Source organism: Streptomyces sp. NBC_01233 (assembly GCF_035989305.1).
Taxonomy (GTDB): Bacteria; Actinomycetota; Actinomycetes; order Streptomycetales; family Streptomycetaceae; genus Streptomyces.
In genome coordinates this window covers 4,645,225-4,658,460 of sequence record NZ_CP108514.1, presented here as the reverse complement: position 1 = coordinate 4,658,460, position 13,236 = coordinate 4,645,225, and the positions used below count along the sequence as shown (strand labels likewise).

Below are 13,236 nucleotides of genomic sequence, written 5' to 3'. Positions count from 1 at the left end.
TGCACGAGCCGCAGCAGTGATGCTGCCGTTCTCCCTGTCCAGCGCCTCGAAGAACCTCGCCTTCAGCACCTCGAAATCCACGATCCCCGCAACTCCCTGAACTCCAGGGTGTTGCGTGGATCATTAGAACCCGCCTTCCGGTGCGGGGCACATCCGCGTACGGGGTCAGTACGTCCGGCGGTGCGCCGGCAGGCCCATGAACTCGAATAAGTCCTCCGCGGCCGCACGGTGTCCGGCCGCCGCCGGGGAGTCCCCGAGGGCCTCGGCCGCACGGGCGAGGCCCACCAGCGCGGACGCCTCCTCGGCCCGGAAGCTCATCGGCGCCGCGATCCTGTGGGCGTGGGCGTGCAGGGCCAGCGCCTCCTCGTGCTCCCCCCACGTCATGTGGAGCCGGCCGAGGACGTTCTCGACCTTGGCGAGCCGGATCGGGGCGCCGCTCGTACGGCCGAGGAGCAGGGCCCGCTCGGCGAACGCACGCGCCTGCGTGCCGTCCCCCCGCTCCTGCGCCACCTGGGCGGACACCGCGAACACCAGGGCGACGTCACCCGGCGACCTGGTCTCGTCGCACAGGTCGCGGGCGCGTTTGAGGGTCTCGTGCGCGTCCGTGTACTCGCCGAGGCCCACCTGGGCGAAGGCCAGATCGGCCAGGGCCATGATCTCGTTGCTGCGGTAGCCGAGGTCGCGGTCGATCGCGAGCGCCCTGCGGGCGGAGGCGGCCGCTTCCGGATAGCGGCCCCACCGCTCGTACAACGTACTGAGCATGGTGAGGCTTTCGGCCTCCTCGCGCGGGTTGCCCAGTTCCCCCGCCATCGTGAGGGACCGCTCCAGCAGGGGCAGGGCCTCCTCGTACCTCCCGAGCATCGACATCAGCAGCCCGATGGTCGCTTCGCTGTGCGCCTCGGTGTGCAGGTCCCCGGCGCGGACCGCCGTGTCGCGCGCCTCCGTGGCCACCTCCAGCCCTTCCTCGAAACGGCCGAGCTTCCAGCAGGCCGCGCCCAGATTGGCCAGGCTGATGCCGAGGAGCGCCGGGTCGTCGAGCCGGCGGGCGGCGGCGACCGCGAGGTGCCCGACGCTCCAGAACTCGTCGAGCTGTCCGTGCGTGTGCAGGTGGAAGCCGACGTTGCGGCTCAGACAGGCCGCGTACCGGTCGTGGCCGGACCGCTCGGCGAGGGACACGGCCGCCAGCAGCCCCGCCTGCTCCCGGTCGAACCACCGCACGGCCTGGTCGGCCAGCGTGAAGGTCGGCCGTTCGCCCTGGTAGACCGGGAGACCGGTGGGCCGGCGCTCGCGGCCGGGGAAGAGCACCTCGCAGGCGGCGTCGGAGGTCGTCAGGTAGTAGCCGAGCAGCCGCTCGACCGCTGCCGCGTCGTCCTCCGCCGTCGCCGGCCCCCGCAGGCTCTGCGCGTAGCTGCGCACCAGGTCGTGGAAGGTGTAGAGGCCGATGTCGGGCTGCTGCACCAGGTGGACGTCGAGCAGGAACTCCAGGGCGTCCTCGGCGTCCCGGACGGCCGTGCCGAGCAGGGCCGCCGCCGAGTGGACGTCGGTTCCGGCGCACGGGTACAGGCTCAGGATGCGGAACGCCGTGCGGTACTCCTCGTCCATCGCCAGGTAGGACAGGCGCAGGGTCGCCGCGACGCTGCGCTCGCCCGAACTCAGCTCGTCCATCCGGCGCTTCTCGTCCCGCAGCCGCTCGACCAGGTAACGCACCGTCCAGCGCGGCCTGTTGCGCAGCCGGGCGGTCGCGATCCGCAGGGCCAGCGGCAGGTGGCCGCACAGCTCGGCCAGTTCGGCGGAGGCCTCCGGCTCGGCGGCCACCCGGGTCGTGCCGAGCGTCTCGGTCATCAGGCTGGTGCTGTCCTCGGGCTCCATCATCCCGATGGACACCCACTCGACGCCGTCGAGGTCGAGCAACCGTCCCCGGCTCGTGATCAGCACCAGACAGCCGGGCGAGGCCGGCAGCAGGGGCCGGATCTGCGCGGCGTCGACCGCGTTGTCGAACAGCAGCAGCATCCGCCGGCCGTCCAGCTTCGAGCGCCACAGGGCGGTGCGGCCCTCCAGGTCCTCGGGGATGCGGTCGCCGGGCGTGCCGACGGTCCGCAGCAGGCTGTCGAGTGCGCTGGCGGGCGACACGGGCTTCCCGCCCGGTGTGAATCCGTGCAGGTCGATGTGGAGCTGCCCGTCGGGATACCCCCCGGCCAGGCGGTGGGCGGCGCGTACGGCCAGGGTGGTCTTGCCCATGCCGCCCATGCCGTCGATGGCCACGATCCGGGAGTACCGCTCGGCGCCCCGGCCCTCGTCCTGTACGTAGTCGAAGAGTTCGGCCAGTTCCTTGGCGCGGCCGGTGAAGTCGGGCAGGTCGTACGGCAGGGTGCACGGCGCGTCGGCCGGTGCGGGCGCCCCGGCCTGCGTCCGCGGCTCCCCGGCAACCGGTTCCGCGAGGCCCGGCGGCCCGGGGGCCGCGGCCTCGGGCACCGTGCGTACGGGACCGGCCGGCTCGGGCACCGGCGGTACGGGGGCCGCCTGCCCGGCCGGTTCCGGACGCACGGGCGCGGCCGGTACGGGCGCCACGGGTACGGGCGCCGGGCGCTCGGGCGCGGCCAGCTCGGGGCTGTCCCGCAGGATCGCCTCGTACAGCCGGGCCAGCCGCGGTCCCGGGTCGATCCCGAGCTCGTCGACGAGGAGCTCCCGGACCTCCCCGTACTCCTTGAGCGCCTCGGCCTGCCGCCCCGAGCGGTACAGGGCGAGCATCAGCTGGCCGCGCAGCGTCTCCCGCAGCGGGTGCTGGGTGATCAGGGCGCGCAGCCCGGAGATGAGCTCGCCGCTCTCGCCCAGGGCGAGGCACAGGTCGAAACGCTGCTCGGCGGCGGCCAGCCGGCGCTCTTCCAGCGCGGTCGCCGCGGCCTCGATCACCGGTCCGCCCGCGCCGGACAGCACCGATCCCCGCCAGAGCGCGAGAGCCTCCCTCAGGGTTTCGGCGGCCGCGGACTTCCGGCCTTCCCGCAGGGCCTGGCCCGCCGCCTTGGTCAGTGCGTCGAACTCCAGCAGGTCAACCTGGTCGTCCGACACCACCACGCGGTATCCGGGCCCGTCGGTCGCGATCACCTCGTTGCCTGCCGGTATGCGTCGCCGCAGATCGGCGACGGCCTTGCGGACCTGGTGCGCCGCGGTCACCGGCGGGTCCTTCTCCCAGGTCGCCTCGACGAGACGCGCAACGGGCACCACCCGGCCGGCTTCGAGAAGGAGCGTGCACAGGACCCGTTCCTGGATCGCTCCCCCCAGTCTCAGCCGTACTTCCCCTATCCATCCCTCGAGCGATCCGAGGACGTTGAAGCGTGGTCTTCCCCCCACGGGTACCGCGCTTCGTCTCTCCCCGGATTCCTCGTCCGCCCCCGGCATCGGCTATCCACCCCCAATGAACACAGCCCCTGGCCGGGCCATGTGAACCAGATCATAGGGGTTCCCCCTAGCGCGCGGTAAGCATCCGGTAGCAGATCGGGAAGGGCGGCACAGACAGTTCATGGGCAGGCCGGAGGAGCTGGCAGCACGCAGAACGAGTGCCAAAGGAGCATGGTGTGGGAAGACTGGAGCGACCACTGGCCCCCGATGCCGGACCAGTCACCGCGTTCGCCCGGGAGTTGCGCAGGCTGAGGACGGCGGCCGGCAGTCCCGGTTACCGCGACATGGCCACGCGGGCCATGTTCTCCGCCTCGGTGCTCTCCGACGCGGCCGCCGGCTACCGCCTTCCGACCCTTCAGGTGGCCCTCGCCTTCGCGGAGGCCTGCGGCGGTGACCGCGCCACCTGGGAGCGCCGCTGGCACGAGGCGGCGCGCGCCGAGGGTGACGAAGGCGCGGCCCGCCCGGCCGCCAAGGCCGTGCAGCAGCACCAGGAGAACGAGCTGCGCGCCGCCGACGTGCGCGCCGTTCTGCCGCCGCCCGCCCAGTTGCCGATGGAGCCCCATCCCCTGGTGGGGCGGGCCGAACTGCTCCGGCGGGCCCGGGCCATGACGGCTCCCTGCTACGGCGAACAGCGCCCGCCGGGTCCGCTGCTCATCAGCGGTCAGGTCGGTGCGGGCAAGTCCGTCTTCGCCCTGCGGCTCGCCCACGAGCTCGCGACGGGCCTGCCGGACGGACAGCTCTACGCGAACCTGGACCCGGCCGCCGACGGACGCAAGGACGCGGCGGGTATCGCGGGCGGTTTCCTGGAGGCGCTCGGCATCCCCGCCGACCGCATCCCGAACGACCCCGGACAGCGGATCGGCCTGTACCGGTCGCTGCTCCACAGGCGTCGGCTGCTCGTGGTGCTCGACGGCGTGACGCACGAGCGCCAGATACGGGAACTGCTCACCGCGGCGCCCGAGAGCCGCATTCTCATCACCAGCCGGTCGCGGCTCCTCGGCCTCGACGGAATTGGCCGAATAAGGCTGCCCTCACTGGACCGCGACGAGTCCATGGAGCTGCTCGCCCAGCTGATCGGCGGGGACCGGGTCGGCACCGAGCCGCGCGCCTGCCTGCGGCTCGCCGACGCGTGCGGGGACCTGCCGCTCGCGCTGAACCTGGCCGGCCGGCGGATCGCGGCCCGGCCCGAGTGGATGCTTCAGGACTCCGTGTCCGAACTGCTCGGCGAGGGGCGGCGGGAACCCGGCCGCTTCCTGCGCCGGCTGCAGATCGGGGACGAAGGCCTGGGCAGCCGCCTGGACAGCGCCTACCGGCTGCTGACCCCGTGGGCCCGCCTGATGCTGCGCCAGTTCGCCGGCTCCGAGAACCCGCCCTCCGTGGACAACGTGGTGTACGAGTCCACGGACGCGCTGGCCGTCCTGGTCGAGCGGTCCGCCCAGCCGGTGGAGGACCTCCTCGAACGCCTCCTCGACGCGGGCCTGCTCGAACACTCCGACCTGCCGGGGCAGTACGGGCTGACGCCGATGGCCAGGGCCTTCGCACTGGCCCAGCCCGACCCGACGGAGGAGGAGCAGGCGCCCTCGGCGCGCTCCGAGGCGCTCGCGCGGGTCGCCCGCTAGGCGGCGGCCGCCCACCAGGAGGCGCCCTGCGGCTCCCGCTGCGGGGCGCCTTCGCGCGTCGTTTCCTCAGCCGCCGGACCGCCCGGGGCCCTGCCTGCCCGCCGCGTACGTGATCGTGAGGTAGAGGTGTTCGTCGAGGATCTTGGCGAGGGAGACCCCGGCCCGGCCGATGTCGGCGCACAGGGTCCGCTCGTCCATGCCGCCGCCCTCGGCGAGCGCCGCCCGCGCCCAGGTCCGGCCCGTCTCCAGGTGGCGGGCGAAGGCGGCCCCGTCCCGTACGCCGTAGAGCCGGTCGGCGATGGCCGCGTCCCACGGCATGACCGAGTCGGGCCGCAGGGCGTACAGCGCCTTGGACGCGGCGGTCGGGCCGAGGCTGCGGCGGCCGATCGGCAGCGCGGCCAGTTCCTCGTAGGCCCGCGCGAAGCGGGAGATCTCGCGGGGGGTGAGCCGGGACAGCGGCGCCTGCGGCAGGGGGTGGCGCCCCCACCAGGCGGCGATCCCCGCGCCGAACAGGTCGGGCTCCCCCTCCCGCGGGTAGCGGATCCGGCAGCCCCAGGAGTTCAGCCAGCGGTGCAGGGCGGCGCGATGCCCGGCGACGGAGAGGTCGAGTCCGGGGGCGGTCTCCTCGCGCAGCGCCAGCCAGCTCCGGTCCACCGCCGCGAAACCGTTGAACACCTCGGCCGAGGCCCGCAGTTCGGACAGGGAGGGAGCGGGCGGCGGGGGCGCGGCGGGAGCCGGGTGGTCGCGCGCCACCCGGGCCGGCACCACCATCCGCCAAGCCTCGGTGACCAGTTCCGTCAGCTCCTGCAGGTCGAGGGCGGCCATCCTGGCCTCGGCCCAGTTGAAGCGCAGATCGGACTCACGGGGCATGAAGAACTTCGCCGGTTCGGCGGCGACGAGCGCCGCCCGCTCCTCCTTGGGGAAGGCGAAGCCCAGCTCGGTCTCGTCCCGGGAGAGGGCGAGATAGACGATCTTCCCGATCCGGAACTTCACCCGGTCCCGGATCAGGTGTTCCTCGGTCCTCGGCAGGCTGAGCGCGAGCCTGCGTACGTCGTCCGTCGTGACCACCGTTTCCTCCTTCACCCTCGGCCGCCGGCTCACCGGCCCGCGAGCTGCGGGGCGAGGGCGTCCAGCGGCGGCCCGTCGAGCGCGCCGAGCCCGATCAGCGACGGGACCCGGCCGGTCAGCCGGTCCGCCAGCGACCGCGCGATGAGCGGCGCGAACTTGAAGGATGTGCCACCGCAGGCCGCGTACGCGTACGCGTCGCCGCCCAGGGCGACCACCAGCGGCCCGCCGGTCTCGGAGAAGGAGGAGTAGTAGGCGTCCTTGGCAGCGGTGACCCAGGCCGGGCCGAAGCCGGGCAGCAGGTCCCCGAACTCCTTCTCCAGCCGGCGCTGCCAGTACGGATCGGTGGCCTGGTCGGTGATCTCGTCCACGACCCGGCAGGCGGTGGCCGAGGTCAGCTTGAGGGCCGTGCCCGCCACCGGCGGGATCAGCCAGGCTCCCCCCTTGGTGCCGAGCGCGGGGATGGCCGGGGTGGAGGCCCAGGCCTGGGCCTGGTTCCGGGGCACCCTGCAGTAGAGGAGGGACTGGCGGAACAGCGTCAGCCGCTCGGCGATGCCGTCCGGCATCAGTCCGCGGGACCAGGGGCCCACCGCGACCAGTACCGCGTCGCCGTGCAGCACCCGCCCGTCCACCAGCCGTACGTTGCCGTCCTCGCCGTCGACGGCGGTCACGGCCCGGTGCTCGATGAGCTCGATGCCGGGCTGCCACTTCAGCCAGCCGACGCACGCGGCGAGGACCCGTTCGGCGAGCAGGACCCCCGCCTCGTCCTCGAGTACCGCGCCGAGACCGCCGTCCACGTACAGGTGCGGATAGCGGTCGGAAAGGCCGGCCGCGGTCAGTTCCCTGACGCTGCCTCCGGCGTTGCCGAGCATCGCCGCCGCTTCCGACGCCGCCGCGGGCGGCAGCACGGTGAGGGCGCCGACCTGCTCGTAGAAGCGGGTCAGGAAGAGCTCTTCCAGTTCGACCCAGCGGTGGTGCGCGCGCAGCGCGGCCGCCGTGGCCTGCGGATCCGAGGGGTGCAGGGCCCGCAGGATCCGGTGCTGGTCGAAAGAGGTGGCTCTGCTGTGCGGGATGGGGCCTTGGTCCACGACCGTGACCTTGTGTCCGTCGAGCACGCATTCGATTGCCGTGAGCAGGGCGATCACACCGCCGCCCACTACCGTCACCCTCGCCGCCATCACACACCTCCTTTCAGTGTTCCGGTGCCGACGTGTCAGCTGTCGAGGACGATCGTGGTCAGTGCGGCGGCCTTGGCGAGGTGCTCCTCGCAGCCCGGCCGGTCTTCGCCGGCGCAGATCACGTTGGCGTACCTGCTGAGGTAGCCGTCCGGGGGGAGCAGCAGCGTCGTCCCCGGCCGGACCATGACGTTCGCCTCCAGCAGTCCCGGGGTGTCCGCTGCGGTGGGCACGTCGACCGAGCGGGCGGTGCCGTTCTGGTGCGGGTAGAGGAAGCGGATGCCCACGGTGCGGGCCTTGGTCGGCGTCCACTCGGGGCGGGTGCCGGTCGCCACTTCCGCGGCCACCTCGCCCGGCTCGATCCCGGTGGCGAGACTGCCGAGGTACGGGATGAGGTCGCCGCCCAGCCGGGCGTTCACCTCGATGATCACCGGCCCGCGGGAGGTCAGCTTCACCTCGGTGTGGGTGATCCCGTAGCCGACTCCCAGTTCCCGGTGGGCGTCGCGGAGGATGCCCAGCAGTTCCTCGTCGGCCAGCAGCGGGTCGGTGGCGCTGACCACGTGCCCGGTCTCCTCGAAGTAGGGCTCCAGGCCCACTTCCTTGTGCGCGAGGAAGAGCGGGGTGTAGCCGCCGTCGAAGACCACGCCGTCGATGCTGATCTCGGGCCCGATCACGCACTCCTCGACCAGCGCCCCGCCCTCGTAGTCGCTGTTCCCGCCGTGGCCGGCGGCGTCGGCGACCTCGAAGGCCGGGCGGACCCCCTCGGGGCCGTCGACGCGGATGACGCCGATGCTCGCCCCCATGCCGCGGGGCTTGAGCACGACCGGGTAGCCGAAGGAGTCGGCCGCCGCGAGCGCCTGCTCGGCGTCGGTCACGTAGGCGAAGTGCGGCTGGGGCAGTCCGGCGGCGGTCAGCAGCTGCCGCGTGTTGTGCTTGTTGCGGCAGTTGTCGGCGCCCCGCGAGGTCAGTCCGGGCAGGCCCAGCCGCTCGGCTATGAGCGCGGCGGTCACCACGAGCGTCTCGTCGTAGCTGAACACCCCCACCACCCGGTGCTCGGCGGCCACCGCCTCGGCGGCCCTGAGGAGCCCGTCCCGGTCGGGCACCAGGCGTTCCCGGTCGAGCAGCTCGACGGTGGTCGAGCCGATGACGTACTCCTTCTGCCAGGTCGGATCCACCGCGTCCAGGATCCAGATCGGGCGCCGGCGGGCGGCGCCCGCGAGCAGGTACTCGCGGTAGGCGCGCTGTCCGCTGCCGACCAGGATCACCACGCCGCCATCGGTCGTGTTGGCGTCATCAGTCATGTCGTTCACCTCGCGGAGTGGGTCAGGACCCGGTCGCCGGCCGTCGCGATCGCCGCCAGCTGGGGCTGCGCGATGGCCAGGTAGTCGGGGGTGGACAGGGCCACGGAGCGGTCCAGGCGGGCCGCGTTGAAGTAGATCTCTTCGGTGAGGATCAGGCCCTCGTCGACGACGAGGTGCAGATCGGGGTGGAAGCTCAGCGGCATCACCGTGCCGCAGACGCTGCCGGCCAGCCGCTCGGCCATCTCCGGCGTGGCGAAGGCCGTCCGGCCGCCGCCGAACAGCGAGCCGACCGCCTCCAGGTCGACCTGCCGGTCACCGGGCACCACCGCGAGCACGTACTTGCCGACCCGTTTGGTGATGCTCACCCGGACGACGATGCACTTCGCGGCCTGCTCCAGCGGGTGGCCGCGCAGCACGCTCGCCAGGTCCGTGCGGCCCTCGGCCGGGTGGTCGATCAGCCGGTAGCGGGCCCGGTGCCCGTCGAGGTGGTCGATCAGCCTCTGGTACATCACAGCACCTCGCCGACGTAGTGCCAGTCCTCGGGATTGATCAGCCCGAAGGGGTTGATCGGGGCCACGCCCCGGAGGTCCTTCGCGACCTCCAGCAGACGGAAGGGGAAGTTGGGCATCCAGATGACCGGGACCTGCTGCGCGATGTAGTCCTGGTAGGCGTAGAGGTCCTCCAGGTCGTCGCTGACCACCGTGCGCGCGATGAGTTCGTCGGCCTTCGGGTCGCTGTAGCTGCCGAAGTTGACCGAGGAGCCGGTCGAGTAGAGGGCCTCTCCGGTCGGGTAGAAGCCGGGGCCGTAACCCCAGCCGCCGTTCCAGTCGCTGAACTCCCACAGGCACGGGCTGTCGGGGCCCGGGGTGCAGGTGGTGTCCTCCAGGACCAGGACGCTCGCCTCGACCTCGGTCAGCTCGATCTCGATGCCGGCCTGTGCGGCGTCGGCGGCGAACTTGCGCATGACCGCGGTCAGGGTCTCGTGCCCCTTGGCGTACCGCATCGAGAAGCGCAGCGGGGTGCCGGCCGGGATGCCCTCTCCCGCCTCGCCGGGGCCGGTGCCCTCGCGGACGCACGTACCCGGGGTGGTGCTGGTGTCCCAGCCGTTCTCGGTCAGGAGGCGCCGGGCCGCGTCGATGTCGAAGGGGTACGGGTCCTCGTGCGCGGCGGGCGAGAGCAGCGGGCTGTCGGGCAGGACCGGGATGGGCCCGGTGGTCGGGTAGCCGTAGCCCTTGTAGACGTCGCGGACGGCGCCCCGGGAGTCGAGGCTGGACTGCAGTGCCTGGCGGAAGTAGAGCTGCTTGAAGATCTTTCCGGCGACCGTCGGGTTGTTGAAGTTGATCGGGAAGTAATGGATCTTGTAAGTGAGCTGGGGCACGAGGTCGTAGTGCTCGCCGAGCGGGTTGGGCCCGCCGAGCTGCGGGTCCTCGGCCGGCTCGGTGACCTCGTCGAAGGGAAGGAAGCCGATCTGCACGCCGTCGACGGCCTCGGGGCCCCGGCGGAGCATCTCGTACTGGTCGGTGTCCGAGTCGGTGGGCACCAGCCGGAACTCGTCCAGGTAGGGCTTGTTGGGGCCGGAGTAGCTCTCGTTGGGCACCAGGACGCATTCGCCCGAGGTGCCGTCGATGGTGTAACTGCTCAGCCTCCAGGGCCCGTTGACCACGCTCCAGACGGGGCTGGTGTCCCAGCCCTTGCGCTCGTCGTTACAGGCCCGCAGATAGGCGTAGACCGCGGAGGCCTGGGCCGGGTCGTGCGTGGCGTCGGCCGGCCGGTCGTCGCCGGTGCGGTCCCAGGCCCTGGGCAGCGGGGTGATGGTGCTGAACTGGTTCATCAGCACCCAGTTGTGCGAGTAGGCGCGGTCGAAGGTGAAGCTGACCTTGTCCTCGGCGACCTTCTCGTAGCCGGTCAGGTTGTCCGGGAAGAAGCCCGGCGTGTAGCCGCCGAAGCTGTCCTTCTCGGCCTCCAGGAGGTGCATCCACAGCATCACGTTGTCGGCGTCGACCGTCTCGCCGTTCGACCACTTGTACGGCTTGACGGTGATCGTCGCCGTGCGGCCGTCCTCGCTCCACTCGGGGGGCTCGGCGAGGCTGCGCTCGTAGTCGACGGTCGGCTGCCCGCCGGTGCCGTACCAGTACAGCGGGCGGTACATGAGCGTCTGGAACTCGTGCAGGTTGGCCACCCCGTAGTACTCGCCCGGGGTGAACGGGAAGATGAAGACCGGGCTGAAGCCGCTGGTGCAGGCCCAGGTCACGCTGCCCCCGCGGAGCGGGGTGGCGGGCGGGGTCATGTCCTTACCTCCTCCAGTGCGGATTCACCGCTGTCCGAGTGGGCTCCGTAGCGCTCCCAGCGCTCGTTGAGCCGGATCCGTCCGTCGTCCAGGAATTCGGGGGTGCTCCAGCACCGCCCGGCGACCACCTCGCCGTCGGCGAGGACCATCGTGTAGGCGAATTCGAGGTTCCCGTCGGACTCCACGCGCCCGTTCAGCGAACCCCTGCGGACGGGCCCTCCGTCGAAGTCGGCCCAGAGCAGGTCGCCTTCCTGGTGGTAGTGGCCGACGGGGGCGTCCTCGCCCGCCGGGTAACCGGTGTTGCGGAAACTTCTGCCGTCGTAATCGATCACGGGCGTCGTATCTCCTGAGTGATGCATTTGACCGCGCCACCGGCCTTCAGCAGTTCGGACATGTCCACGCCGTGCACCTCGAAGCCGCGCTCGCGCAGCTCACCGATCAGGTGGGTGGCGGTCTCCGTCACGACCACGTTCAGTCCGTCGCTCACCGCGTTCAGGCCAAAGGCATCGGCATCCTCCCGGGTGGCGAGGACCGCGTCCGGGTACAGCTCCCGCAGCACGTCCCGGCTCTCCTCGGAGAAGGCGGCGGGGTAGTACGCCACCAGGTCGTCGTCGAGGACGCACAGCGCGGTGTCCAGGTGGTAGAACCGGGGGTCGGTCAGGGCCAGGCCGACCACCGGCAGGCCGAAGAAGTCACGGAGTTCCCCGTGCGCGCCGGGGTCGCTGCGGAAACCCGCGCCGGCCAGGATCCGCCGGCCGGCGGGGGCGAAGTCGCCCTCGCCCTCGTTGATGTACTCCGGGACCTTGATGTCGGGGTAGCCGTGGTCCTCGAACCAGGCCCGGTAGGCGTCGGCCTCGGCCGCCCGCTCCTGGTGGCGGAACTTCGCGATCAGCACCTTGCCGTCGACCACGGTGGCCCCGTTCGCGGAGAACACCATGTCCGGCAGGCCCGGGACGGGGTCGATGGCGGAGACCTCGTGGCCGAGGCCGAGGTAGAGGTCCCGGATCCGCTCCCACTGGGTCAGGGCCAGCCCGGCGTCCATCGGCTTGTCCGGGTTCATCCACGGGTTGATTGCGTAGCTCACCTCGAAGTGGGTGGGCCGGCACATCAGGTAGTGCCGCTTCGTGGCCGTGCGCCGCGGGGACTCAGCCATGTTCGGGCCTCATCTCCGTACGGATGCGGCTGGCCACGATGTGGGCCGTGCTCAGCGCCTCCTCCAGCGATTCGCCCGTGGCGCCCAGGAAGCCGAGGATGTTGTTGCCCGCCGGCGGACGCTTGATGACGGTCCCCGGAGTGGCCGTGATCTTGAGGAAGAAGACGGAGGACGGGACGTCCTGCGGCACCTCGATCGACTCGACCGTGCCCGCCCCGCTGATCAGGCACATCGCGGCGGTGTGCACCGAGGTCGGCGAGTAGTGCGAGACGTCGGGCCGGGTGCCCCGGGCCACGTCCACCACGCACCGGATGGGGTCGTGGCCCGCGCTGATCCGCGCCATGTGGTCGAGCCCGCCGCCGCCGGGGCGGATCGCGATCTCCAGGATGAAGGGCTTGCCCTGGTGGAACCTCACCTCCGCGTGCAGCACGGACCGGCGCAGTCCCTGGGCGTGGGCGGCGTCCCGGACCACCTCGTGGACCGCGGCCACCTGCTCGGGGGTCAGGGAGCTCGGCGCGTGGTGGACGTCGTCGTCGAAGGTCCCGCTCTCGACGGTGATCCGGTCCACGATGGAGCCGAGGTACACCTCGTCGTCCCAGGCCAGCGCCTCGATGAGGTGCTCGTGGCCGTCGAGGTAGCCCTCGACGATGATCCCGTTCGGGCCGAGGTCCAGGCCGTCCGCCTCCATCAGCGCCCAGGTCATGGTCTCGATGCCCAGGGTGGCGTCCGCGAAGCGGGCCTTCATCTCCTCGGCGTCGTCGACCTTGAAGACGAAGTTGCTGGCCGCACCCAGGGTCGGCTTGAGGATCAGCGGGTAGCCCAGCTCTTCGCCGGCGGCCAGCGCGGCCTCGATGTCGGGGGCGTGGCGGAAGCCGGGGTGCGCCGCGCTGCCGCGCTCGTGCGCCTGGCGCATCAGCAGCTTGTTGCGGCTGGTCCGGGCCGCTTCGAACCCGATGCTCGGCAGTCCGAGCGCCTCGGCGACGACCGCCACCGTGACGACCCCGGACTCCGAGAAGGTCAGGACCCCCTCGAACTCCTCCTCCCCGTGCCAGACCTTGGCGGCCGTGACGATGTCCTCGATGTGCTTGGATCCGGCGATCCGGTAGCGCTCCGCGTCCCAGAAGTCCTCGGTGCCCAGTCCGTTGAGGACGTAGACCTCTGCTCCGAGGTCCTGGACCTGCTGGTAGCGGGAGATGTAGTAGGTGGCGTTCTGGCTGGCCTCGATGGCGAGCAGCTTCAT

At 71.8% G+C, this 13,236-nt stretch carries 10 protein-coding genes; 1 reads left to right on the top strand and 9 read right to left on the bottom strand.

Annotation, left to right across the window (positions count from 1 at the left end):
- Positions 1-165: 165 nt before the first annotated feature.
- Positions 166-3,396, bottom strand: coding sequence for an AfsR/SARP family transcriptional regulator (locus OG332_RS21885; protein WP_327415056.1), 3,231 nt, complete (start codon positions 3,394-3,396; stop codon positions 166-168).
- 176 nt (positions 3,397-3,572) lie between these two features.
- On the opposite strand from OG332_RS21885, the gene OG332_RS21880 reads away from it, so the two are divergent.
- Positions 3,573-5,015 carry an NB-ARC domain-containing protein gene (locus OG332_RS21880; protein WP_327415055.1) on the top strand — a complete coding sequence of 481 codons (1,443 nt, stop codon included), beginning with the start codon at positions 3,573-3,575 and terminating at the stop codon, positions 5,013-5,015.
- A gap of 66 nt (positions 5,016-5,081) precedes the next feature.
- On the opposite strand, the gene OG332_RS21875 is transcribed toward OG332_RS21880, so the two are convergent.
- Genes OG332_RS21875 through OG332_RS21840 form a run of 8 tightly spaced genes read right to left on the bottom strand, consistent with a single transcriptional unit; the run spans position 5,082 to position 13,236 of the window.
- Positions 5,082-6,083, bottom strand: a complete 1,002-nt coding sequence (locus OG332_RS21875) for an MmcQ/YjbR family DNA-binding protein (protein ID WP_327415054.1) — start codon at positions 6,081-6,083, stop codon at positions 5,082-5,084.
- A 29-nt stretch (positions 6,084-6,112) separates the two neighbouring features.
- Positions 6,113-7,258 (bottom strand): NAD(P)/FAD-dependent oxidoreductase, encoded by a 1,146-nt coding sequence (locus tag OG332_RS21870; protein ID WP_327415053.1) that lies wholly within the window; start codon positions 7,256-7,258, stop codon positions 6,113-6,115.
- Positions 7,259-7,293: 35 nt separating this feature from the next.
- A complete protein-coding gene (locus OG332_RS21865) occupies positions 7,294-8,556 on the bottom strand; it encodes an ATP-grasp domain-containing protein (protein ID WP_327415052.1) in 1,263 nt (420 codons plus the stop codon).
- A 5-nt stretch (positions 8,557-8,561) separates the two neighbouring features.
- The gene (locus OG332_RS21860; RefSeq protein ID WP_327415051.1) at positions 8,562-9,065 is read right to left on the bottom strand and encodes a YbaK/EbsC family protein; all 504 of its coding nucleotides are present in this window, start codon (positions 9,063-9,065) and stop codon (positions 8,562-8,564) included.
- A complete protein-coding gene (locus OG332_RS21855) occupies positions 9,065-10,843 on the bottom strand; it encodes an ABC transporter substrate-binding protein (protein ID WP_327415050.1) in 1,779 nt (592 codons plus the stop codon). Before OG332_RS21855 ends, OG332_RS21860 begins: the two co-directional genes overlap by 1 nt.
- Positions 10,840-11,175: a hypothetical protein gene (locus OG332_RS21850; RefSeq protein WP_327415049.1), complete on the bottom strand. Its 336-nt coding sequence runs from the start codon at positions 11,173-11,175 to the stop codon at positions 10,840-10,842. The genes OG332_RS21855 and OG332_RS21850 overlap by 4 nt, the downstream gene beginning before the upstream one ends.
- Positions 11,172-11,996 carry a dimethylargininase gene (gene ddaH / locus OG332_RS21845; RefSeq protein WP_327415048.1) on the bottom strand — a complete coding sequence of 275 codons (825 nt, stop codon included), beginning with the start codon at positions 11,994-11,996 and terminating at the stop codon, positions 11,172-11,174. Before ddaH ends, OG332_RS21850 begins: the two co-directional genes overlap by 4 nt.
- Entirely contained in the window at positions 11,989-13,236 is a 1,248-nt protein-coding gene (locus OG332_RS21840) for an ATP-grasp domain-containing protein (protein WP_327415047.1), read from the bottom strand. The genes ddaH and OG332_RS21840 overlap by 8 nt, the downstream gene beginning before the upstream one ends.

Coding starts and splice junctions, on each gene's coding strand:
- OG332_RS21885 (WP_327415056.1), bottom strand. CDS start 3,396: ATGCCGGGGGCGGACGAGGAATCCGGGGAGAGACGAAGCGCGGTACCC.
- OG332_RS21870 (WP_327415053.1), bottom strand. CDS start 7,258: ATGGCGGCGAGGGTGACGGTAGTGGGCGGCGGTGTGATCGCCCTGCTC.
- OG332_RS21865 (WP_327415052.1), bottom strand. CDS start 8,556: ATGACTGATGACGCCAACACGACCGATGGCGGCGTGGTGATCCTGGTC.
- OG332_RS21860 (WP_327415051.1), bottom strand. CDS start 9,065: ATGTACCAGAGGCTGATCGACCACCTCGACGGGCACCGGGCCCGCTAC.
- OG332_RS21855 (WP_327415050.1), bottom strand. CDS start 10,843: ATGACCCCGCCCGCCACCCCGCTCCGCGGGGGCAGCGTGACCTGGGCC.
- ddaH (WP_327415048.1), bottom strand. CDS start 11,996: ATGGCTGAGTCCCCGCGGCGCACGGCCACGAAGCGGCACTACCTGATG.
- OG332_RS21840 (WP_327415047.1), bottom strand. CDS start 13,236: ATGAAGCTGCTCGCCATCGAGGCCAGCCAGAACGCCACCTACTACATC.